This is a genomic window from Pseudomonas fluorescens (genome assembly GCF_002837185.1).
Classification (GTDB): Bacteria; Pseudomonadota; Gammaproteobacteria; order Pseudomonadales; family Pseudomonadaceae; genus Aquipseudomonas; species Aquipseudomonas fluorescens_AM.
Genome location: NZ_KZ478000.1, coordinates 1 through 21638 on the forward strand (window position 1 = coordinate 1; position 21638 = coordinate 21638).

Consider the following 21638-nt stretch of genomic DNA (forward strand, 5'->3'; position numbering starts at 1 on the left):
CCAACATCCTGGTCGGCCCAGAGGCCGCCATCGGGGGCAAGCCCCCTCCCACATTTGGATTGTGGAGCATCAGTAAGATAGTCATAAGCTAACAACGGGGGGCAAGTCGAATCGTCGCACAGCCCCTCCCACATTTGGATTGTGTTCGACTCAGGCTCTAATTGCCGCTTCGACCCGCGCAATATACGCATCGAACCGCGCCACCAGGTCCACCCGCTCCGGAAAGCGCAGCCACTGGATCTGCAGGCCATCCATCATGGCCAGGATCTCTTCCACCAGCCCGGCGATGTCGACATCGCTGCGCACCTCCCCCGCCGCCACCAGGTCGGCGAACTGCCCCTGCAAACGTCGCTGGATCCCCGCATAGCGCTCCTGGAACCAGCCCCACGCCGGTTGCGTATCAAGCAGGCTTTCCGCATTCAAAATGGTAAACGCGCGCACCACGCCAGGCGCGGTGGCATTCGAACGGTTGATCGCGCGCAGGCTGCCAAGCAACCCGCTCAACGACTTCTCGGCGCGTACTTCATCGGCAATCCGTTGGTTGACTTCGTCGCGGCGTTGCAGCACGCCCATCAACAACGAGATCTTGCTGGGAAAGTGATGCAGCAGGCCAGCCACGGAAATACCGACAATCGCCGCCACCTGGGCCACGGAGGCGCCGCTGTAGCCCTCCAGGGAGAACACCTGCAAGGCCGCGTCCAGCAGCTCTTCGCGGCGTTTTTCTCCCTTGGGTGCACGGCGGGTTTTAGGGGCGGGTTCGGTCATGGGAACATCCTTGTGGGCAGGCCTGCACCGTATCCAAATTGCCCCTGGGCCGCAAATAAAGCTCAGGCGCTTTCGCGTTCGATCACGCGGCAGTCCAACAGGTTCAAGCGCTGTACCTCATCCACCACCGGCAGTACGCCAAGGCTTTCCAGCACCCGCGTGGCCGCCAGCACACCGATTTCCAACGCCGGCGGCTTGATGGTGCTCAGGCTCGGCAACAGCATTTCGGCAAACGGGTAATCGCCGAAACCGAGTACCGCGCAGTCCTGGGGGATCTTCAACCGGGCACGCTGCCCCGCCAGCAAGCCACCGGCGGCCAGGTTGTCATTGGCGAAGAAGATCGCGTCGGGCGGTGTGGCATGGCTCATCAGGCTTTCCATCGCCTGATTGCCCGCATCAAAAGGCGCGCGATCGGCGTCGGGGGCAAGCCCCCTCCCACAGGTTGATGGGTGTTTACAGCCCTCAGAAATCGACAGTGGCCGACAACAGGTAGGTACGCGGGGTCGACAGGGTCAATCCCGGCTCACTGTCATCCGACGCACCGGCCGAACTCCAGTAGCGCTTGTCGGCGACGTTCTCCACATTGGCCCGCAGGGTGATGCGCTTGTCATCGACCTTGAACGCGTAACGCGCACCCACGTCGATGCGGTTCCAGGCGTCGATCTGTTTGACGTTGGACTGGTCCAGGTACTGTGAGCTCGAGTAAATGCCGCGACTGGTCAGGGTCAGGCCTTCCAGCGTCGGCACGTCCCATTCGGCGCCCAGGTTCACGTTGTATTTGGGTGTGGCGGGCGCGCGATTGCCGTCGAACGTACCGTTGGTGGTGTGGGTCAGTTCGCTGTCGATGTACATCACCCCGCCGAGCAGGCGCAAGCCCTTCAGTGGTTCGCCGAACACGCTCAATTCCATCCCATTGTTCTGGCGCTTGCCGTTGGGGCCGAACACCCGCGAGGTGGCGTTGGTCTCATACGCCGGTTGCCTGATACGGAACACCGCGGCGGTCACGGCAAACGCCCCAGCGTCGTATTTGGCGCCCGCTTCGATCTGGCGGCTGATAAAGGGCGGGAAGATTTCGTCCTCGTTGATCGAGGTGGACGGTGCAACCTTGCCCTGGCTCAGACCTTCCATATAGTTAGCGTACAACGACAGTTTGTCGGTGGCCTTGAACAGCACGCCGCCCGAGGGCGAGATCTTTTCTTCATCGTAGGCGGTGGCGCCTTTGACGTTGTCGGTCCAGTCATCCACCTTCACCCGCTGCCAGCGCGCGCCAAGGGTCAACAGCAAACGGTCGTCGAAAAAGCCCAGGGTGTCGGACAAGGCCACGCCGCTGAATGTATTTTCGGTATAGACCTTGGAATCAAAGCGTGTCGGCCGCGAGGGCACCGGGGTCTGGACCGGGTTATAGAGATTGCTCGGCGCCGCCGCATACCGCGCCCCGCCGTTTTCAAAGTCCATGTAGAAGTAGCTGGCCGCCAGGTTGATTTCATGACTGACCGGCCCGCTGTGGAACCAGCTGCGCACGCCGGCAGTGGCGGTGCGCACGTTTTCATCGCGGGTAAAATCACGCGGCAGCACGCTGAAATCCCCGGCGTTGTTGGTGACCGAAACCGCGTGGCGCAGGAAGTCATGGTTACTCTTGCGCGCGCCTACCCCGCCGTACAGCATCACACTGTCGCTGAGATCGAACTCGCCGTTGACCGTGCCAAAGGTGTCGTTGGTACTGGCCTTGCTCCAGGACTGCGCGTAGTTGCGTCGCACATCATTGGCGCTTGGCACCTTGGCATTGGCGCCGACCTGCACGCGCTCCTGGGGCGCATCGGTGTCCCGCTCGGTACGCCCGATATCGGTGGAAAGACGCAGGCGCTCGCCGCGAAAGTCCAGGCCGAGCACCGCCATTTCGCGGTCAACCGACTGATGATCCCACGCCGTATCCCCGGCCTGTTTCACCCCGTTGAAACGGATACCGAATTTGTTGTCCTCGCCAAACCGACGCCCGATATCCACCGCGCCACCGGCCTGGCTGTCGGACGCCCAACTGCCGGTGAATGAATTGATGTCCTTGTCGGTAGCCCGCTTGGGCACCACGTTGATCCCGCCGCCGACACTGCCGCGAGGGGAGATGCCATTGATCAACTGCGTCGGGCCCTTGAGGATATCGACGCGGTCGGCCATTTCCATGTCGATGGTGTAAGTCGGCAACACACCGTACAAGCCGTTATAGGCCACGTCGCTATTGAACAGGCTGAACCCACGGATGGTGAACTGCTCATAACGCCCGCCGGCCGGGTTGGTGGCACGCACCGAAGGGTCGCTGGCGATCAGATCGCCGAGGGTGCGCGCCTGCTGGTTCTTCACCGCATCCGCGGTGTAGGTGGTCATGCTGAACGGCGTTTCCATGAAGTCCCGCGAGCCCAGCAGCCCTTGCGAACCGCGACGCGCCACCTGCCCACCGGCATACGTGTCGCCGTCGGCCAGCCCTGTGGTGCCCACAATCGACGTCGGCGCCAATTGCAGGCTCGCGCCCTCCGGCACCGCCACTAACACATACGCCTGCTCCCCCATCGGTTGCAGTTGCAGACCGGAGCCTTGCAGCAACCGTGCGAAGCCCTCCTCCACGGCATAATCGCCGGACAAGCCACCGCTGCTGCGACCGCTGACCAACGCCGGATCGACCGACAGGTTGACCCCCGCCAGCCCGGCGAAACGCGTCAGCGCCGCGCTCAAGCTGCCGGCGGGTACCTGGTAACTGCGACGGGCGGCGGCGTCTTCGGCGTAACTGAGCGGGATGAACAGCGGGCTGGTGCTGAGGCTGAGCATCAGGCTCAGTTTCAGTAAGGGACGCAAGGACATGGCGGGGACTGCGGGCATGGGAAGGCTCTCGATTTTATTCACTGCCTGGAATGACAGGCGAGGTGAAAAAAAGGGACAGCCTGCAGTTGGATAATTATTCCTGGGCGCGATTAGAGACCCACCCGGGTATCGCAGTAGCCTCCATCGGCCTTGCGATCAGATATCCCTGAACCTCATGACACCCCCACCCACGGACAAGCTCATACGTTTGCAGGTTCTCAACACCTTCAGCCACCACGCGGTACCCCAACGAATTGGCAAGTTTGATAATTGTGCGTACCAGACACTGACTCCTGGACTGCTGTACCAGGTTTTCAATCAGTGAACGATCTAATTTAACGACACTGGCGGGCAGCCGTTGCAGGTGGGACCAGTTGCTATAGCCCGTTCCGAAGTCATCAATGGCAATCTCGATACCCAACGCACGCAGCTGATTGAGATGGCGCAGGACGCTTTCGAAATCACCTATGCGGGCGCTTTCAGTCAACTCCACTTCAAGCAACCGAGGATCGAAATCAGCCTGTCGAACCCTACGCACCAGAGCGTTTATGAATATCGAAGACTCGATGTCCTGCACAGTGACATTGATCGACACCTTGAAATTCAAGCCCTTGCGCTGCCACTGAGCCGCCTGGTCGATCGTGTTTCGCAAGACCCACAGACTGATCTGCTCCATTAACGCTGTTTTTTCCGCCAGCGGGATGAACTCTGAAGGTCCGATGGCCCCCAGAAGCGGGTGCTCCCAGCGCAGTAGCGCCTCAACCGACGTGCATGTTCCAGTACCTATATCAATACGAGGCTGGTAGACCATTCTGAATTGTTCATCGCCGGCTATAGCCGTTGCCAGCGAGCTCAAGATAATAAAAGTGCGCTGCTGTGTGGCGTCCAGTTTATCCTCGTAGTAACCCCAGCCAACCATTCGATCTCTGGCATCATCCGCGGCGCTGATCGCCAGACGCAGACACTCATGCGGCGACTCACCTGAACCCTCAAGTTTCAACAAGCCCACGCCGACGGTCATCTGCAAAGGAATGTCGTGGCACAGTACCGGCGTGATGTAGTCATTGATAACCGCTTTGCTGACAGCTTCTCCAATGCGGCAAGGCACAATAAGGCCGAACCGTGTAGGACTGATTTTGTAAAGCCGGGATTCGGGTGGAACAATCCTTAACAAGCGCTCCTTGATAGCCAACATCAAGTCCAAAGAAAACTCATAGCCCAACGTCTTGACTACCTCGTTCAAAAAGTCGGGAGAAATCACATCAATCACGACGAGACTACAGACTTGCAGGCGATTCTGAGCATTGCCGATGTCGCTCTCAAGCCGAGCGCGGTTGTATAAGCCTGTGGCAGGGTCGACATAGCTTTCTGATCTGAGCGCAATGATTCGACTCATCACCAGTCCAGCCAGATGCCTCAGCATTGAGGCATCTTGTTCGCTCATCATTGGCCTGGTGACGGTATCAATCACGCACAGAGCGCCAAGACCCAAACCGTCGTCAGTGGTCAGCGGCGCGCCCGCGTAATACCGGATACCTGGAAGCCCGGTGACCAGGGGATTGTCCTGGAAACGCGGATCAAGCATCGCGTCCGGCACCTCGAGAAACTCATGGGAGTACAAGGTATAAGCACAGAAAGATTCGCGGCGGGGCGTTTCATTGATGCTTACGCCGACCTTGGCGCGGAACCACTGCTGGTGTTCATCCACAATTGAAATGAGCACAATGGGTGCTCGGAAGTATTCAGCACAGAGCGCAACGATTTGATCAAACGTATCATCGCGCTGATCGTCGAGCAGACATAGCTCACGGATTCGCAGAAGACGACGTTGCTCAAGGGTTGACAGATCTTCGGCGTGTTCCATCAAACTCTCAACGAAGGTAATGAGATAAAGGACGATTCTTCGACGTCGCGGGCAGAGGCTTCGATCGGCGAGAACAGTGCGACCAACGATTCCTGCGCGACCTAAGCCACTTGAGTCGCGAACCTGCCCACCGCCTCGACGACTCTCTTGGCCCCATCCTGGATTTCAACAATGACCTGGCCTGCCTGCGTGGCAAGTTCAAGGCCTTGCTCTGCCTGGGACTTACTGTTTGCCATCTCAGCGACGGTTTGTTCCACCAGCTTCTGGTTCTGCAACACCACCGATGCGATCTCTTCAGTAGCGGTACTGGTGCGGCCAGCCAGTTGTCGAACTTCATCCGCTACTACAGCGAAGCCTCGCCCCTGCTCACCTGCGCGAGCAGCTTCAATCGCAGCATTCAATGCCAACAAGTTGGTTTGCTGAGCAATACTGCTGATCGTCTGAATGATCGAGCTGATCAACAACGACTGCTTCCCGAGCGCCTCTACCCCGCCGGAGGCAGCCTGCATATCACCCGCGACTTTACGCATGGTGTGCATCGTATCGTTGACTACGACGGCTCCGCGCTGAGCAGTGACATCCGTCTGCTGGGAGATCTCAAATGCAGTTTGGGCTGCTTCACTGACTTCCTGCTCACGCGCAACCTGGTCGGTGATAACCGTCGCAAACTTGACGACCTTGCAGAGCGTTCCTTCGGTGTCATAAACCGGGTTATACGTCGCTTCCAGCCATACCGTCCTACCGCTACTGTCAACACGCTCAAATCGCCCGGCGACAAACTCACCCTTGTTCAAAGTGGACCAGAACTCCTTGTATTTCTGCGACGACGCTTCCTCCGGCCTGCAGAAAATACGGTGGTGACTGCCCTTAGCCTGGCTCAGGTTGTAGCCCATCGCTTTCAGGAACTGCTCATTCGCCATGAGCACATGCCCGGAAAGATCGAATTCGATCACGGCCGTCGAACGAAGTAATGCATCGATGAAGGATGTGTTTTCCGACGCTTGTTCCACGCGCGAAGTGATGTTCGTGGCATGGCAGGTCACATGGCTCAACCTGCCATTTTCATCCTTTACCGGTTGCCAATGTGCGTGAAGCCACACCAGGGAACCGTCAGCGTGCAGGTATCTGTATTCATCAGAGATGGATTTACCGGCCGCTACCGCTGCTCGAAAGTTATGGAAGCATGGGAGCTTGGACACGTACTGCGGAACAACATCAGCCATGGCGCGACCCAGGAGCCGATCCTGGTCGTAGCCCAAGGCGCGTGCGAAATTTTCGTTGCACGCGATAATTTTGAATGTCGGGTCGATACTCATTGTCAGCATTTCGCGGTTGAGGCCATCGCGCAGTTGGCGCAGCTCCAACAGCTCTGCCGTCTGAGCGTGAAGCTGGTTCTTGATTTTGGTATTGAACATGGAAAACCGCCTATAGGGTCATAGCAAGTCTATCGGCACCACCTGAATGATATTGAGGCCGTCCGCCGCAGATAAAGGATGCGGCGATAAAGTACCGACCTCAGCCCCCGGTGTGTCAAAGACGCCGTCCTGCCCCAACCTGATATCCTAAGCCGCCGTGAAAAAAGCCACTTTCGCCGTAAGGCGATCCGCTAACTGCGAGAGTTCCATGCTAGCGGTTGCAACTTGATGCGAGCCGGTGGCTGATTGCACGGTGGAGCCGTGAATACGGTTGATGTTTTGAGCAACATCATCAGCCACGCCACTCTGCTGTACAGAAGCGCTGGCAATCTGGGCGTTCATATGACTGATGGCGCCAACCTGCTCGCTGATCCTGGCCAGTGCACTCTGCGCGCTGCGGGTTTGTGTGGCGGTTTGGCTCGCCAGCTCGCAACTGTTGCGCATGGTTTGCGAGGCGGCTTGCGTCCCCGATTGCAGCGTGCTGATCATCTCCCGGATTTCCTCGGTTGACTGCTGGGTACGGTTGGCCAGCGAGCGCACTTCATCGGCGACCACCGCAAATCCACGCCCATGCTCTCCTGCCCTCGCCGCCTCAATAGCAGCGTTCAGCGCCAGCAAGTTGGTTTGAGAGGCGATGGAGTTGATGACATCGATCACTGACTCGATATTTTCACTGTATTTGGATACCTGATCTACGGTACCCGTGGTTTGCTCCAGCATTATTGCCAGTTGGTCAATGGCAACGGCAGTGCTTGCAACCAATCGATTACCGTTTTCCACTTCGATGTCGGCCACGCGGGACGCATCAGCTGCCTGCGCGGCATACCCGGATACTTCGCTGACAGTAGCGGCCATTTGCGTGATGGCTGTGGCTACCTGCTCGGCTTCGTGGGTTTGCAGGTTGATCTGGTCATTGTTGGTCGACGAGGTGGCAGACAATTGGATGGAGGACTGATTGACCTCCTGGGCCGCCCTGCGCACTTGTTGAATAGTCTGCGCCAAGTGCACAAGCGCGTCTTTGAGCACCCCCATCACACTCTTGGGGTAGTCAGTGGAAATAGTCTGGTTCAGATCACCCGCCGCCAGACGCTCAATGGCCAATGCCACCTCAGTGGGCTCGGCGCCCAACGTCGATTTAACGAAGCGAATAATCACCGCCGATAACGTGACGCTCAGCAGCAGCGCGATACTGGTCGCGATCAGCATCAGGGTACTGAACTGGCTGGCCGTTTCCTGCACCGCGCCAAGCTTGGCCTTGATGGATGCTTCTTCATAGTCAATCAGCGCATTCACGCGCTTTAACCACTCGCTGTAATCCAAAGAAGTTTGACGCATCAGAAGCGCCTGGGCTCCGGGAATGTCCCCCGCTCGGCGCATTGAAATGACCGCCTGGGTGGATGTGAGGGTTTGTTGTTCAATCTCCTTGATTGCGGTCAGCAGTCGAAGCTCTTCGCCCGTAACGCTTGCGCGTGTGAACAACTGATCCATTGGCGCCGCCGAGTCGGCGTAGGCTTGCTCCAGGGCTTTAATCTGCGACAAGTATGTGTCCAGATCATGGTCGCTCGTCACGAGCACCGCATCCCGGATAGCAATGGCACGGTTATGCACGCTGCCACGGAAATTGATGGCGTAGCGCTGCACCTTTGCCGCGTTTTCACTGACGTCGCCCAAGGTGGCATCAATGAACCCAACGCGCTGAATGCCGATGGCAGTGATCAACATCAGAAGTGCCAGGATGGCTGCGAAACTCAGCCCTATGCGTGTGGCCAACGAGAGCGTTTTCTTCATGGCTTACTCTGAAATATGCCCGTCATGGGACTGGGTTGATGCGGATGACGCGAGGGGCGCGGTGAGCCAATCACGCTGGGTGCGTTGAAGATACGTCGATGACGGATAACCAATCCATTGAGTATTACGCACTGCATTGATAGCTCAGTGCTATCACGCGGAGTAGTGAGCCGCAGGCTCATGAGGCAGCGCGCCGGGTGCCTGCCATCGCTCGGAACCTCAATAAAACGGTGACAGAGGCCCCCGCCAAGGGCTCACGCAATAGCCCTGTATATCACCGGCCTTGACCTGATCGAGTAGTTTCAGCCAATCAATGACTTCCTTGCCGAGGCCCTTATGGCACTGACTCACATCGCTCGCGTCTTTTTGTATTTCCTATTGCTCAGCACTGTCTGGCCCAGCCACGCCAGGGACCTGGCCGAGGGCCTTACCGAACAGTCACCTTCGGTGGCACTTGAAAATAAAAACCAGCGGTACCCGCAATGGACCGGCATCGGTTTACTGAAAAACGCTTTGGGCCAGACCTGCAATGCCGTGCTGCTCGACACGCGCAATCGGCAGGGTAAGGCCGTCGGCCCGGCTTATGTGCTGACCAGCGGGCATTGTGTGTTCTATAGCTACGGTACGGCGCGCATCCGCCAGGCGTTCACCGCCGACGTGACCTTCAATTACTTTCATGACACCCCCGAACGGCATGCCACCTACACCGTCAAGACGGCACATTGGAGCAGCATGGCGGGCACTGACCTGGCCGTACTCGAACTGGATACGTCACTGGCCGTGCTGGTGGCCAGCGCGATCATGCCCCTCAAGCTCGCCGCTCATCGTCAGACAACGGATCGAGAAGTGATCAATGTGGGAGCGCCGACCGGTTTTCTGAAAAAGGGCCTGCGCATGAGTGCCTGCGCGGAGTCGACCCTCAACAGTTTTGCCGAACACCCCGGCGTGTTTCCCAGCGCCTTGCACAACCGCTGCAACGGTCTGCGCCCAGGCAGCTCCGGCAGTCCGATGCTGGACCGGAACACCAATGAAATCACCAGCATCATCAGCAAAGTCGCGTCTGCCATTCAGAAGGACATTCTCAACAGCTGCCAGAACAACTCGGCGTGCGAAGCCGCCAAATTCAACTACAGCTATCCTGCCAACGACTTGTACTACTGCTTTGTAGACGGTGTTTTCCGTAACGACACCCCAACCTGCCAGCTCAAGGCCGTTGACATCACGCTGGACGAGCCGTGGAATCTGAAACCGTATGTGCATTTAAAACGTGACGCCGCCGACCAGATTACCCATCCGACCTGGAACCTGAGGTTCTCGATCCAGGAGCCGTTCTACCGATTCAAGGCCGTGAATGACATCAGCGATTGCGCACGCACACACGGTTACCAAATTGCTGCCGCCTCTGACGAGGCCTACATCAACCAGCTCATCGGCCCAGTGCTGGGGCCGCATGTGCTATGCATACTCGGGGTACAAAAGGCCGAGCAGCCGCTGACCGAAGCACTGCTACGCAATGTATTCACCCATTCGGTATTCCTGACCAACCCGGCACCGGCCCCGCTGCTCAAGCACCGCTATCACATCGCCTGGGAAAACCAGCGCAATGGTTTTAGCCAGCATTACTACTACAGCGTGAACTCGGCGATCAGCACCACCTGCGGCGATATTGACGACGATCGCTACACCCTGGCCATGGATGGCACTTTTCTTGATATAGCAGAGCTGCCGATCACGCTCTGCAGCTATGCGCGTAACAGCGCTGGTCAACCGTCGGCCATTCGCACAGACGTGATCAAAGGTGCAATGGTTCGCTCGCAGCGTCATGCCAGGTGAGGCAGAACGCATCTGATTCCACGTCTATGCAGATCAACTGCACCGTCGAAGAGATGTTTGCCAGGCTGAGGCGCCTATGCGCCAACACCTCAGGCCCTTAACAGCCCGCGGCGCGCCAGGAATTTCAGTAGGTTTTTTTCGCAGACATGAAAAAGCCCAACCGGTGAAGATTGGGCTAAGTCATTGAAAAATATGGTCGGGACGGAGTGATTCGAACACTCGACCCCTAGCACCCCATGCTAGTGCGCTACCGGACTGCGCTACGCCCCGACTAGGCGTGTTACTGGGCTTGCTTCTTAACGAAGCGAACCGGAATATACCGCAAGCTTTTGAAATGTGGAAGTATTTTAAAAGCTTGAATCACTTTTTCAATACCACCAGCACATCTTCGAGTTCGGAGATCATCTGGCGGATCAGTTGCTTGTATTGGGTGGTGTCGTCTTTGGCTTCATCACCGGACATGCGCTGGCGCGCGCCGCTGATGGTGAACCCCTGATCGTACAGCAACGCACGGATCTGTCGGATCATCAGCACATCCTGGCGCTGATAATACCGACGGTTCCCGGTGCGTTTGACGGGGTTGAGCTGAGGAAACTCCTGCTCCCAATAGCGCAGCACGTGCGGTTTTACCGCACACAGCTCGCTGACTTCACCGATGGTGAAGTAGCGCTTGCCTGGGATGACGGGTAGTTCGTCGTTATGACTTGGTTCCAGCATAAGCCTCAACTCGGGCCTTCAACTTCTGCCCTGGACGAAAGGTGACCACACGGCGAGCCGTGATCGGGATTTCTTCTCCCGTTTTTGGATTGCGGCCAGGCCGCTGGCGTTTGTCCCGCAGGTCAAAATTGCCGAAACCGGACAATTTGACCTGTTCGTTGTCTTCCAGAGCGTGCCTGATCTCTTCAAAAAACAGCTCGACCAATTCCTTGGCCTCGCGCTTGTTCAGACCCAACTCTTCGTACAGACGTTCCGCCATCTCAGCTTTCGTCAAAGCCCCCATACGTCACTTCCTTAACGTGGCGTTCAACCTTTGTTCGAGCGAGGTGAGGATATTTTGTGTCGTGGTATTCACCTCATCGTCATTAAGAGTGCGCGATGGATGCTGCCAGGTCAAGCCAACCGCAAGGCTTTTTCTATGCGGATCAATGCCTTTACCCTGATAGACGTCAAATAGCCTGAGGTCCGTCAGCCATTCCCCTGCATTTTCTCGGATTACCTCCAGAACGGCAGTGGCGGCGACTTCACGATCGGCGATCAAGGCCAGATCACGACGCACTTCAGGGAAGCGCGACAACTCGCTGAATTTGGGCATCTTGCCCGACGCAACTTCAGCCAGGACCAGTTCAAAAACGAAGACTGGACGGTCCAGACCCAGGGTTTTCGACAGTTCCGGGTGAATGGCGCCGACAAAGCCGACCAAGCGACCCTCGCGCTCGATGCGCGCGGTCTGGCCTGGGTGCAGCGCCGGGTGTTTGCCGGGCAGGAACGTGAACGCATCCAGCGCACCGGCAAAGCCCAGTACCGCTTCCACGTCGGCCTTGACGTCGAAGAAGTCCACGGCGTCGCGGCCCTGTGCCCAGCCTTCCGGCAGGCGGCTGCCGCAGACCACACCGGCCAGCATCGGCTCTTGCTTCAAGCCATCGAGTTGACCGACGAAACGCAGGCCGCTTTCGAACATGCGCACGCGATCCTGCTGACGGTTCAGGTTGTGAGACAGCGCCTTGACCAGGCCTGGCCACAGCGACGAACGCATGGCCGCCATGTCATTGGAAATCGGATTGGCCAGCAACAGCGGCTCAACGCCCGGGTTGAACAGCTCGAATTGCTTTGGATCGATGAAGCTGTAGGTCACCGCTTCCTGATAACCACGAGCCACCAGCAGGCGACGCAACTCAGGCAGGTGCGCACGCGCCTCGGCCTTCGGTTGTGGCGCAAGACGCGCTTGCGGGTAGCGCACCGGCAGACGGTTGTAACCGTACAGGCGAGCCAGTTCTTCGATCAGGTCGACTTCCAGACTGATATCGAAGCGATGGCTTGGCACTTCAACGTGCCACTGCCCTTCCCCACCCGCAGAGATGGCGAGGCCGAGGGCCGACAGCAGTTGCTCGATCTCGGCAGGCTCAATCACCAGGCCGAGCATTTGCTCGACGCTTTTGGCACGCAGGGTGATGGGCGCAATGGACGGCAGGTACTGCTCGTTGACGATCTCGGTGATCGGACCGGCTTCGCCGCCGGTGATGTCCAGCAGCAGGCCAGTGGCGCGCTCCATGGCTTCACGGGCCAGCTTCCAGTCCACGCCACGCTCATAGCGGTGCGATGCATCGGTGTGCAGGCCGTAGGAACGGGCCTTGCCGGCGATGGCGATCTGGTCGAAGAACGCGCTTTCAAGGAATACGTCGCGAGTGGTCGCGGATACACCGCTGTGCTCGCCACCCATCACGCCAGCAATCGCCAAGGCGCGGGAGTGGTCGGCAATGACCAAGGTGTCGGCGCGCAGGCTGACTTCCTGGCCGTCGAGCAGTACCAGCTTCTCGCCTTCCTCTGCCATACGCACGCGGATGCCGCCGTGGATTTCGGCAAGGTCAAACGCGTGCAGCGGCTGGCCCAGCTCCAACATCACATAGTTGGTGATGTCGACGGCCGCATCGATGCTGCGCACATCAGCGCGGCGCAGGCGTTCAACCATCCACAGCGGGGTTGGCCTGGACAGGTCGACATTACGGACCACGCGCCCCAGGTAACGTGGGCAGGCGTTTGGCGCCAACACGTCAATCGAGCGCACTTCGTCGTGCACGGCTGGCACACTGGCAACCACTGGACGGGTGACGGGCACGTTGTACAGCGCACCCACTTCACGGGCCAGGCCGGCCAGGGACAGGCAGTCGCCACGGTTCGGGGTCAGGTCGACCTCGATGCTGGCGTCTTCCAGTTCCAGGTAAACACGAATGTCCTGGCCCACCGGCGCATCGGCCGGCAGCTCCATCAGACCGTCATTGCCCTCACCCACCTGCAACTCAGCCTGGGAGCACAGCATGCCGTTGGACTCGACGCCGCGCAGCTTGGCCTTCTTGATTTTGAAGTCGCCCGGCAGTTCGGCACCGATCATGGCAAACGGGATCTTCAGGCCCGGGCGCACGTTGGGCGCTCCGCACACGACCTGGAAGGTCTCTGCGCCGTTGCTGACCTGGCACACGCGCAATTTGTCGGCATCCGGGTGCTGCTCGGTGCTCAGCACCTCGCCCACCACCACGCCACTGAATACACCGGCGGCCGGGGTAACGCTATCGACCTCAAGACCGGCCATCGACAGACGCGCAACCAGCGCGTCGCGATCCACCTGCGGGCTTACCCAGCCGCGCAGCCATTGTTCACTGAATTTCATCCTGCTCTCCTAAAGATTCGTTACGACTAGCGAAATTGCGCGAGGAACCGCAAGTCGTTGTCGAAGAACAGACGCAAGTCGTTCACGCCGTAACGCAGCATGGCCAGACGCTCAACGCCCATGCCGAAGGCAAAGCCCGAAAACTCTTCCGGGTCGATCCCGGACATGCGCAGCACGTTAGGGTGGACCATGCCGCAACCCATCACTTCCAGCCAGCCAGTCTGCTTGCAGACACGACAGCCTTTACCACTGCACATCACGCATTCCATATCGACTTCAGCGGAAGGCTCGGTGAACGGGAAGAAGGATGGACGGAAACGCACCGCCAGCTCTTTCTCGAAGAACACCCGCAGGAACTCTTCGATGGTGCCTTTGAGGTCGGCGAAATTGATATCGCGATCAACCAGCAGGCCTTCGACCTGGTGGAACATCGGCGAATGGGTGATATCGGAGTCGCTACGGTACACACGGCCCGGACAGACGATGCGGATCGGCGGCTTGTTCGCTTCCATGGTGCGGACCTGTACCGGCGAGGTATGGGTGCGCAACAGCATGTTCGCGTTGAAATAGAAGGTGTCGTGCATCGACCGGGCCGGGTGATGGCCTGGGATGTTGAGCGCCTCGAAGTTGTGATAGTCGTCTTCAACCTCAGGGCCTTCGGCAATGCCGTAGCCGATATGGGTAAAGAACTGCTCGATGCGTTCCAGAGTCCGGGTGATCGGATGCAGACCGCCCGACGCCTGGCCACGGCCAGGCAAGGTCACGTCAATGGACTCGGCGGCGAGCTTGGCCGCAAGATCGGCCTCCTCGAGCGACGCCTTGCGCGCATTGAGAACCTCGGTGACGCGCTCCTTGGCAACGTTGATCAGAGCCCCGACCTGCGGACGCTCTTCAGCAGGCAAATTCCCCAGGGTCTTCATCACCTGAGTCAATTCACCTTTTTTGCCAAGGTAGTGAACCCGGATTTGCTCCAGGGCATTGATATCTTCAGCGCTTTGCACAGCCTCAAGAGCTTGCGCGACGAGCGCGTCCAGGTTTTCCATGTACAGACTCCAGATACAAAATAGGGGAAGAGCTTGAAGGCTCTTCCCCTATTTATGACGTTTACCACCTTGGGCTACAGGAGCAACCCAGGGTGACTGTCGGGGGTACTTAAGCCAAGGAGGCTTTAGCTTTCTCGACAATCGCAGCAAACACCGCTTTTTCGTTCACGGCCAGTTCAGCCAGAACCTTACGGTCGATTTCGATGGACGCTTTCTTCAGGCCAGCGATGAAACGGCTGTAGGACAGACCGTTAACACGTGCACCAGCGTTGATACGAGCGATCCACAGAGCGCGGAACTGACGTTTTTTCTGACGACGGTCACGGTAGGCGTATTGGCCTGCCTTGATTACCGCTTGCTTGGCAACACGGAATACGCGTGAACGCGCGCCGTAGTAGCCTTTAGCAAGTTTCAGAATTTTTTTGTGACGCTTACGGGCCATGACGCCACGCTTAACACGAGCCATGAGTTACTTCCTCTATTCTTGAACCAAAATTAACGAAGGCGCAGCATGCGCTCGACTTTTGCCACGTCAGACGGATGCAGCAAGCTGCTACCGCGCAGTTGACGCTTACGCTTGGTCGACATTTTGGTCAGGATGTGGCTCTTGAAAGCGTGCTTGTGCTTGATGCCGTTAGCAGTTTTCAGAAACCGCTTAGCAGCACCACTTTTAGTTTTCATCTTTGGCATGTTCGGTACTCCGCATTCAGTTGATAAACATAATCAGAAGGCCTGCCGTGCCCTGTTGATTACTTCTTCTTTTTCGGGGCGATGACCATGATCAGCTGGCGTCCTTCCATCTTAGGATGCTGTTCGACCGAACCGTACTCGAGCAGGTCAGCTTCAACCCGCTTGAGGAGTTCCATCCCCAGCTCCTGGTGGGCCATCTCACGGCCGCGGAATCGCAAGGATACCTTGGCCCTGTCCCCATCACTCAGGAAACGTACCAGGTTGCGCAGTTTTACCTGGTAATCCCCTTCCTCCGTCCCTGGACGAAACTTGATTTCTTTAACCTGGATCTGCTTCTGGTTTTTCTTGGCTGCGGCAACCTGCTTCTTCTTCTCGAAGATCGATTTGCCGTAGTCCATCAGCTTGCAGACAGGCGGTACAGCATCGGCGGAAATTTCCACCAAATCGAGCTTGGCTTCTTCAGCCTTAAGAAGCGCGTCTTCAATTGACACAATCCCAAGCTGCTCACCTTCAGCCCCAATTAACCGAACCTCGCGTGCCGAGATATTCTCGTTGATCGGGGCTTTCGGTGCAGCTCGTTTATCTTGTCTCATTTCACGCTTAATAGTAATTACTCCGAATCTGGGCGACCACGCCGGGAAACCGCTTGCGCGAGAAACTCAGCGAACTGGGCGACGGGCATCGAGCCCAGGTCAGCACCTTCACGAGTACGCACAGCGACAGTCTGCATCTCGACTTCCCGATCTCCGATAACCAAAAGATAGGGAACCTTGAGCAAAGTATGCTCACGGATTTTAAAGCCGATCTTTTCATTTCTCAAGTCGGACTTGGCACGAAATCCGCTTTCGTTGAGTGTTTTTTCAACTTCAGCGGCAAAATCTGCCTGTTTATCAGTGATATTCATGATCACTGCCTGGGTCGGAGCCAGCCACGCCGGAAACGCGCCCTCGTAGTGCTCGATCAGGATGCCGACGAACCGTTCGAACGAGCCGAGGATCGCCCGGTGCAGCATAACCGGGTGTTTACGACTGTTGTCTTCGCAGACGTATTCGGCTCCCAGACGGATCGGCAGGTTAAAATCGAGCTGCAGGGTACCACACTGCCAGACACGGCCAAGGCAATCTTTCAGCGAGAACTCGATCTTGGGACCGTAGAACGCGCCCTCGCCCGGCTGCAGGTCGTACGCAAGGCCCGCGCTGTCGAGTGCTGCGGCCAGTGCAGCTTCGGCGCGATCCCAGAGTTCGTCGGAGCCGACGCGTTTTTCCGGACGAGTGGACAGTTTCATTTCGACTTCGGTGAAGCCGAAATCGCGATAAACGTCCATGGTCAGCTTGATGAACGCGGCCGATTCAGCCTGCATCTGCTCTTCGGTGCAGAAAATATGGGCGTCGTCCTGGGTAAAGCCGCGCACGCGCATGATGCCGTGCAGCGCACCCGATGGTTCGTTGCGGTGGCAGGCACCGAACTCGGCCAGACGCATCGGCAACTCGCGGTAGCTCTTCAGGCCTTGATTGAACACCTGCACATGGCAAGGGCAGTTCATCGGCTTGATAGCGTAGTCGCGGTTTTCCGACTGGGTGGTGAACATATTGTCGGCGTAGTTGGCCCAGTGCCCGGACTTCTCCCACAGGCTGCGATCGACGACCTGCGGGGTCTTGATCTCGAGGTAGCCGTTTTCGCGCTGAACCTTGCGCATGTACTGCTCGAGCACCTGGTACAGGGTCCAGCCGTTCGGATGCCAGAACACCATGCCCGGCGCTTCTTCCTGCAGATGGAACAGGTTCAGGCGCTTGCCGATCTTGCGGTGGTCGCGTTTCTCGGCTTCTTCGATGCGCTGGATATAGGCGGCCAGCTGCTTCTTGTCGGCCCAGGCGGTGCCGTAGATACGTTGCAGTTGCTCGTTCTTTGCGTCGCCGCGCCAGTAGGCGCCAGATAACTTGGTCAGCTTGAACGACTTGAGAAAGCGCGTGTTCGGCACGTGCGGGCCACGGCACATGTCCACGTATTCTTCGTGGTAGTACAGACCCATGGCCTGCTCGTCCGGCATGTCTTCCACCAGGCGCAGCTTGTAGTCTTCGCCACGGGCGCTAAACACGTCGATCACTTCGGCGCGCGGGGTGACCTTCTTGATCACGTCGTAATCTTTTTCGATCAGCGCGTGCATGCGCTGCTCGATGGCCGCCAGGTCGTCCGGAGTGAAAGGACGCTCATAGGCGATGTCGTAATAGAAGCCTTCTTCGATTACCGGGCCGATCACCATCTTGGCGGTTGGGTACAGCTGCTTGACCGCATGGCCAATCAGGTGCGCGCAAGAGTGGCGAATAATCTCGAGCCCCTCTTGATCCTTGGGCGTGATGATCTGCAGGCTGGCATCGGAGGTGATCAGGTCACTGGCATCGACCAGCAGGCCATCGACCTTGCCGGCCACGGTGGCCTTGGCCAGGCCGGCACCAATGGATGCGGCGACCTCGGCTACGGAAACCGGATGATCGAATGAACGTTGACTGCCGTCGGGTAGAGTAATAGTTGGCATGGCGCCTCCTCTCCTAGTGGTGACCCCTACCAAAGGTCACGTGGGTTGGGATGAGCCAGTACAAGATCCAACACCAGGCTGTTCAATGCTGAATGCCTGCCTTACAGCGGCAGGAGCCTTTCGGCCAACCGATAATCGAACCAGAGTGACTGGAGTGAACAAAAAAAGCCCTGACAAGGCGGCAAATGGCACACCTGGGAAAAACCAAGCCGACGATGCTAGCACAGATGAACGGTCATCGCGCCGACACGACCGGGGTAAAAGCAAATTCCAGGCTTTATGGGCGCAAAAGTGAACTTGAACTGTACGTCAGGCCTCAAACACCCCGAGAATCGCCGTTCGTCCTCGACCCAAAGGAGCATCCCATGATGCGTTTTACCTCGACCCTCGCCCTCGCCGCTTCCCTGGCATTCCTTTCGCTCGGCGCGCAAGCCGCGGCGCCATCGAACTGGCCGGCCGGTGCCCGTGACGCCTTCGTCAACGACTGCAGCTCCGCGGCCAGCCAGAACGTGGACGTCAAAACTGCCAAAGCCCACTGCGAATGTGGCGCCGACAAGATCAACGCCGATTTGAGCACCGCGGAAATCAAAGAACTGATGACCAATCAGAACGCCAGCGCGGAGCTCAAGAACAAAGCAGTAGCGGCTATTTCGTCCTGCAAAGTCGTCAAGAAAAAGTAAGAACGGCCGCTGATCAGGCGTCCTTTTTGCCAAAAAAACTGCCTAAAAACTGCTATTTCTCACAAATTACGTAGCTTTTACGGCTTTTTTTAATAGCTGATATTTCGCCGCAAAGCCCCGCAGGCCGGGGCTCTCAGCCAGAATCTGGATTGAACGCAACGCGATTGATTAGCAAACAATGCCTTGGGGGGGCTCCCAAGTCGAACATTTCGACTATGATAGCCCTGTGTGCCCAGTTGGCCTGAGCAGCACAGCACTACTGAAAATATATGTTTCTTGGAGATACACCATGTCTAATCGCCAAACCGGCACCGTTAAATGGTTCAACGATGAAAAAGGCTTCGGCTTCATCACTCCTCAAGGTGGCGGTGACGACCTGTTCGTACACTTCAAAGCTATCGAAAGCGACGGTTTCAAAAGCCTGAAAGAAGGCCAAACCGTTTCCTTCGTGGCTGAGAAAGGCCAAAAGGGTATGCAAGCTGCACAGGTTCGCGCCGAGTAATTCTCCGCTGAGCTAAAAAAACCCCGTCCATGTGACGGGGTTTTTTATGGGCGCTGCAAAAGCCGCAGGCTATCAGCCGCAATTGACCCGTGTGATCACCAGATTATCGTCGGCATTCAGGTTCAAGCGGTCGGAGCGATACTCCAGCGTGATCATGTCGTTGGGCTTGAGGATGCGTGCATTTTGTGCACCGGCACGGGTACGCGCCTGCTCCAGTAGTTGAGGCGAGGCTTTCTGGCCGATTGTGTACTCGGCGGCCTTCGACTCACAGCGGCTATGACCGGCATCGGTCACGCTGGCATCTTTGCCTGGCTCAGAGGCACCCGGGGTGCTGCAACCCGCCAATGCGAGCGCCGCCAACAAAGTACCGAATGATGCGAGCTTCCAAGGCATGAAGCCTCCTATGATAAAAAAGTGAACAGAGATCGTGCGACAGCGATTGAACCGATTGGTTTCAAGACGTTAACGTCTCACCCGCAAGTCTGCCTGAGTCACGCCAGGCAAGCGTCCAGTCAATCGTGACCAGATATGAACATGCTCAGTAGATATCGATGTAGTCAGACGACGGCTCTGGCCAGTTCTGCTTCAGCGCGTTGAAAATCTGCGTCACCCACACCTCGTCACTGGCAGCCACATTTCCTACATACCCCGACCCCTTCGCCCAGGTCTCCAAGCGAAACAGCAGCCCGTCGATATCTACGCCGCCTACGAGCTTTCCTGAAGAGATGTAGGCGATACCGGCGTTGGTGACCCGAAGCTGGGCATGTTCATCGTCACTGGCACTGGCAATCAGTTGCCGCACAGCTGCCAGATTAAGGTCTTCAGACTTATTCAAATCGATCTGCACGCGGTGTTTCCCGGCCAATAAACAGGGCGGCAGTGTCGCACACCCCTTTCCTTATGCCTAAGTAGCAGTGCCAAACCCCGCGTAAAATGCTTAACTGCGCCCGCTGCAGCCGCACGCCAGCGCATTGCCCCAGTACTTACAACCCGCGAGATTTTCCATGACCACCGTAACGCTCCAAGCCGATATCAAAGCCAAATGGCCCCTGGGACAAAGCTCTTATAGCCCCGGTAGTGCGGAGGAGCTGGCGATCATTGGTATCGACCTGCTGGTCAAGGAGCTCGGCACCCAGGGCGCGCACGCTTTCATCGGCCAGGTATTCGAGAAATACCCGGCCGACCACCTGGGCGCACAAGAGCGCGAATAAGAACCGGCCGGCGAGCGCCGACCGGCAAGCGGTTTACTTCAAACGCGCCAGGCGCTCGGTCAGCAGATCGAAGAAGCCCTGGGCGTCACCGTTCTCGACCCAGAAGGCGTTCTTGTCCTGCTTCAGGCCGTCGTACCAATCGACGATGGTCTGGCCGAAGGTCGGGCCTTCCCGACTGTCGACAACCACGTTGACCTGGCGACCACTGAACAGCGATGGCTTGAGCAGGTAGGCGACCACCGTAGCGTCATGTACCGGGCCGCCGGGAATGCCATAGTGCTCCATGTCGCCCTTGACGTACTCGTTAAGGATATTGCTGACGACTTTGCTCGCGTTGTTGTTCAGGTCTGCGATCTTCTTCAGGCGCGCTTCGCTGGTCAGCACTTTATGGGTGACGTCCAACGGCAGGTAGGTCAACTTCACGCCACTTTTAAGCACAATTTCTGCGGCCACCGGATCGGCGAAGAGGTTGAACTCGGCCACCGGCGTGATGTTGCCGCCATTGAAGTGCGCGCCCCCCATTACCACCACTTCCTTGATGCCTTGAGTGATTTCCGGCGCCTGGGTCAGGGCCAGGGCCAGGTTGGTCTGCGGGCCGAGCATGGCGATGGTGATGCTGTGGGGTTTGGCGGTCGTCAGGGTCTTGATCAGATAATCCACCGCGTTGCCATCAGCCAGGCCTTGTTTCGGCTCATGCACGGTGACACCGGAGATACCTTCCTTGCCATGGATATTCTCGGCATAGATCGGCTTTCGCAGCAGCGGCGCTGGAGCACCCGCGTAAACCGGGATGTCCTCGCGATCTGCCCATTCGCGCGCCAGGCGTGCGTTGCGCGAGGTCTTGTCCAGGCGGACGTTGCCGGCCACTGTCGTCAGTGCGCGAATGTTCAGTTCCTCTGGAGACGCCATGGCGAACAGCAAAGCAACCACATCGTCGGCACCGGGATCGGTATCGATGATCAGGTCGATTTTTTCCGCCGCCTGGGCGCTCGCTGCTGTTAACGCGGACAAAAGCAGAACACTCCGAAACAGGTTTTTCAGGGATGGAAGACCACGTTGCATAAAACACTCCTTGTCGTAAG

20 protein-coding genes, 1 tRNA gene and 2 pseudogenes are annotated in these 21638 nt (G+C 57.7%); 4 read left to right on the forward strand and 19 right to left on the reverse strand.

Annotation, left to right across the window (positions count from 1 at the left end):
* Positions 1–150: 150 nt before the first annotated feature.
* The 7 genes and pseudogenes from CIB54_RS15935 to CIB54_RS15960 all read right to left on the reverse strand — a co-directional run bounded on the left by CIB54_RS15935 (position 151) and on the right by CIB54_RS15960 (position 8682).
* Positions 151–765, reverse strand: a complete 615-nt coding sequence (locus CIB54_RS15935; RefSeq protein WP_101220250.1) for a TetR/AcrR family transcriptional regulator — start codon at positions 763–765, stop codon at positions 151–153.
* 62 nt (positions 766–827) lie between these two features.
* Positions 828–1190, reverse strand: a pseudogene (locus tag CIB54_RS15940) (substrate-binding domain-containing protein); the annotation flags it as partial.
* Between the two features lie 37 nt (positions 1191–1227).
* Positions 1228–3633 (reverse strand): TonB-dependent receptor, encoded by a 2406-nt coding sequence (locus CIB54_RS15945; protein ID WP_101220251.1) that lies wholly within the window; start codon positions 3631–3633, stop codon positions 1228–1230.
* Positions 3634–3709: 76 nt separating this feature from the next.
* Entirely contained in the window at positions 3710–5479 is a 1770-nt protein-coding gene (locus CIB54_RS15950; RefSeq protein WP_101220252.1) for a putative bifunctional diguanylate cyclase/phosphodiesterase, read from the reverse strand.
* 101 nt (positions 5480–5580) lie between these two features.
* Positions 5581–6018, reverse strand: a complete 438-nt coding sequence (locus CIB54_RS27975) for a methyl-accepting chemotaxis protein (RefSeq protein WP_244653295.1) — start codon at positions 6016–6018, stop codon at positions 5581–5583.
* A 99-nt stretch (positions 6019–6117) separates the two neighbouring features.
* Positions 6118–6894 (reverse strand): annotated as a pseudogene (locus CIB54_RS27980) (PAS domain-containing protein); the annotation flags it as partial.
* Between the two features lie 147 nt (positions 6895–7041).
* Positions 7042–8682, reverse strand: a complete 1641-nt coding sequence (locus CIB54_RS15960) for a methyl-accepting chemotaxis protein (protein WP_101220254.1) — start codon at positions 8680–8682, stop codon at positions 7042–7044.
* A gap of 336 nt (positions 8683–9018) precedes the next feature.
* Between CIB54_RS15960 and CIB54_RS15965 the strand changes: the two genes are divergently transcribed.
* The gene (locus CIB54_RS15965) at positions 9019–10515 is read left to right on the forward strand and encodes a trypsin-like serine peptidase (protein WP_232790555.1); all 1497 of its coding nucleotides are present in this window, start codon (positions 9019–9021) and stop codon (positions 10513–10515) included.
* A 193-nt stretch (positions 10516–10708) separates the two neighbouring features.
* On the opposite strand, the gene CIB54_RS15970 is transcribed toward CIB54_RS15965, so the two are convergent.
* The 9 genes from CIB54_RS15970 to thrS all read right to left on the reverse strand — a co-directional run bounded on the left by CIB54_RS15970 (position 10709) and on the right by thrS (position 18163).
* Positions 10709–10785 (reverse strand) — tRNA-Pro (locus tag CIB54_RS15970).
* A 90-nt stretch (positions 10786–10875) separates the two neighbouring features.
* Entirely contained in the window at positions 10876–11232 is a 357-nt protein-coding gene (locus tag CIB54_RS15975; RefSeq protein WP_003174972.1) for a MerR family transcriptional regulator, read from the reverse strand.
* Positions 11213–11515 (reverse strand): integration host factor subunit alpha, encoded by a 303-nt coding sequence (gene ihfA, locus CIB54_RS15980; RefSeq protein WP_002553164.1) that lies wholly within the window; start codon positions 11513–11515, stop codon positions 11213–11215. The genes CIB54_RS15975 and ihfA overlap by 20 nt, the downstream gene beginning before the upstream one ends.
* A gap of 3 nt (positions 11516–11518) precedes the next feature.
* Positions 11519–13897: a phenylalanine--tRNA ligase subunit beta gene (gene pheT / locus CIB54_RS15985; protein WP_101220255.1), complete on the reverse strand. Its 2379-nt coding sequence runs from the start codon at positions 13895–13897 to the stop codon at positions 11519–11521.
* Positions 13898–13923: 26 nt separating this feature from the next.
* Positions 13924–14940 (reverse strand): phenylalanine--tRNA ligase subunit alpha, encoded by a 1017-nt coding sequence (gene pheS / locus CIB54_RS15990; protein ID WP_034099107.1) that lies wholly within the window; start codon positions 14938–14940, stop codon positions 13924–13926.
* A gap of 109 nt (positions 14941–15049) precedes the next feature.
* Entirely contained in the window at positions 15050–15406 is a 357-nt protein-coding gene (gene rplT / locus CIB54_RS15995) for a 50S ribosomal protein L20 (RefSeq protein WP_003192488.1), read from the reverse strand.
* A 29-nt stretch (positions 15407–15435) separates the two neighbouring features.
* On the reverse strand, positions 15436–15630 hold the full coding sequence (rpmI, locus tag CIB54_RS16000) for a 50S ribosomal protein L35 (protein WP_002553160.1): 195 nt from the start codon (positions 15628–15630) through the stop codon (positions 15436–15438).
* 59 nt (positions 15631–15689) lie between these two features.
* The gene (infC, locus tag CIB54_RS16005; RefSeq protein ID WP_170827566.1) at positions 15690–16241 is read right to left on the reverse strand and encodes a translation initiation factor IF-3; all 552 of its coding nucleotides are present in this window, start codon (positions 16239–16241) and stop codon (positions 15690–15692) included.
* Positions 16241–18163 (reverse strand): threonine--tRNA ligase, encoded by a 1923-nt coding sequence (gene thrS / locus CIB54_RS16010; RefSeq protein WP_065952948.1) that lies wholly within the window; start codon positions 18161–18163, stop codon positions 16241–16243. Before thrS ends, infC begins: the two co-directional genes overlap by 1 nt.
* 365 nt (positions 18164–18528) lie before the next feature.
* Between thrS and CIB54_RS16015 the strand changes: the two genes are divergently transcribed.
* Both CIB54_RS16015 and CIB54_RS16020 read left to right on the forward strand, forming a co-directional pair.
* The gene (locus CIB54_RS16015; protein WP_083218060.1) at positions 18529–18843 is read left to right on the forward strand and encodes a hypothetical protein; all 315 of its coding nucleotides are present in this window, start codon (positions 18529–18531) and stop codon (positions 18841–18843) included.
* A gap of 289 nt (positions 18844–19132) precedes the next feature.
* Positions 19133–19345 (forward strand): cold-shock protein, encoded by a 213-nt coding sequence (locus CIB54_RS16020; RefSeq protein WP_007905882.1) that lies wholly within the window; start codon positions 19133–19135, stop codon positions 19343–19345.
* Between the two features lie 72 nt (positions 19346–19417).
* Here CIB54_RS16020 and CIB54_RS16025 read toward each other — a convergent pair whose 3' ends face one another.
* Together CIB54_RS16025 and CIB54_RS16030 are read right to left on the reverse strand one after the other, a co-directional pair.
* On the reverse strand, positions 19418–19738 hold the full coding sequence (locus tag CIB54_RS16025; protein ID WP_065952947.1) for an I78 family peptidase inhibitor: 321 nt from the start codon (positions 19736–19738) through the stop codon (positions 19418–19420).
* 145 nt (positions 19739–19883) lie between these two features.
* Positions 19884–20192 (reverse strand): hypothetical protein, encoded by a 309-nt coding sequence (locus CIB54_RS16030; RefSeq protein ID WP_065952988.1) that lies wholly within the window; start codon positions 20190–20192, stop codon positions 19884–19886.
* Between the two features lie 157 nt (positions 20193–20349).
* Between CIB54_RS16030 and CIB54_RS16035 the strand changes: the two genes are divergently transcribed.
* A complete protein-coding gene (locus tag CIB54_RS16035; protein WP_101220256.1) occupies positions 20350–20556 on the forward strand; it encodes a hypothetical protein in 207 nt (68 codons plus the stop codon).
* Positions 20557–20589: 33 nt separating this feature from the next.
* Here CIB54_RS16035 and CIB54_RS16040 read toward each other — a convergent pair whose 3' ends face one another.
* Positions 20590–21618, reverse strand: coding sequence for a nucleoside hydrolase (locus CIB54_RS16040; RefSeq protein WP_101220257.1), 1029 nt, complete (start codon positions 21616–21618; stop codon positions 20590–20592).
* Positions 21619–21638: the final 20 nt, after the last annotated feature.

What these genes read in the sequence shown, in the direction of transcription:
- CIB54_RS15945 (WP_101220251.1), bottom strand. Translation starts at nt 3,633, where the DNA reads ATGCCCGCAGTCCCCGCCATGTCCTTGCGTCCCTTACTGAAACTGAGC.
- CIB54_RS27975 (WP_244653295.1), bottom strand. Translation starts at nt 6,018, where the DNA reads ATGCACACCATGCGTAAAGTCGCGGGTGATATGCAGGCTGCCTCCGGC.
- ihfA (WP_002553164.1), bottom strand. Translation starts at nt 11,515, where the DNA reads ATGGGGGCTTTGACGAAAGCTGAGATGGCGGAACGTCTGTACGAAGAG.
- CIB54_RS15950 (WP_101220252.1), bottom strand. Translation starts at nt 5,479, where the DNA reads ATGGAACACGCCGAAGATCTGTCAACCCTTGAGCAACGTCGTCTTCTG.
- rplT (WP_003192488.1), bottom strand. Translation starts at nt 15,406, where the DNA reads ATGGCTCGTGTTAAGCGTGGCGTCATGGCCCGTAAGCGTCACAAAAAA.
- CIB54_RS16025 (WP_065952947.1), bottom strand. Translation starts at nt 19,738, where the DNA reads ATGCCTTGGAAGCTCGCATCATTCGGTACTTTGTTGGCGGCGCTCGCA.
- CIB54_RS16035 (WP_101220256.1), top strand. Translation starts at nt 20,350, where the DNA reads ATGACCACCGTAACGCTCCAAGCCGATATCAAAGCCAAATGGCCCCTG.
- CIB54_RS16020 (WP_007905882.1), top strand. Translation starts at nt 19,133, where the DNA reads ATGTCTAATCGCCAAACCGGCACCGTTAAATGGTTCAACGATGAAAAA.
- pheT (WP_101220255.1), bottom strand. Translation starts at nt 13,897, where the DNA reads ATGAAATTCAGTGAACAATGGCTGCGCGGCTGGGTAAGCCCGCAGGTG.
- thrS (WP_065952948.1), bottom strand. Translation starts at nt 18,163, where the DNA reads ATGCCAACTATTACTCTACCCGACGGCAGTCAACGTTCATTCGATCAT.
- CIB54_RS16040 (WP_101220257.1), bottom strand. Translation starts at nt 21,618, where the DNA reads ATGCAACGTGGTCTTCCATCCCTGAAAAACCTGTTTCGGAGTGTTCTG.
- CIB54_RS16015 (WP_083218060.1), top strand. Translation starts at nt 18,529, where the DNA reads ATGATGCGTTTTACCTCGACCCTCGCCCTCGCCGCTTCCCTGGCATTC.
- CIB54_RS15960 (WP_101220254.1), bottom strand. Translation starts at nt 8,682, where the DNA reads ATGAAGAAAACGCTCTCGTTGGCCACACGCATAGGGCTGAGTTTCGCA.
- CIB54_RS15965 (WP_232790555.1), top strand. Translation starts at nt 9,019, where the DNA reads ATGGCACTGACTCACATCGCTCGCGTCTTTTTGTATTTCCTATTGCTC.
- rpmI (WP_002553160.1), bottom strand. Translation starts at nt 15,630, where the DNA reads ATGCCAAAGATGAAAACTAAAAGTGGTGCTGCTAAGCGGTTTCTGAAA.
- CIB54_RS15975 (WP_003174972.1), bottom strand. Translation starts at nt 11,232, where the DNA reads ATGCTGGAACCAAGTCATAACGACGAACTACCCGTCATCCCAGGCAAG.
- pheS (WP_034099107.1), bottom strand. Translation starts at nt 14,940, where the DNA reads ATGGAAAACCTGGACGCGCTCGTCGCGCAAGCTCTTGAGGCTGTGCAA.
- CIB54_RS15935 (WP_101220250.1), bottom strand. Translation starts at nt 765, where the DNA reads ATGACCGAACCCGCCCCTAAAACCCGCCGTGCACCCAAGGGAGAAAAA.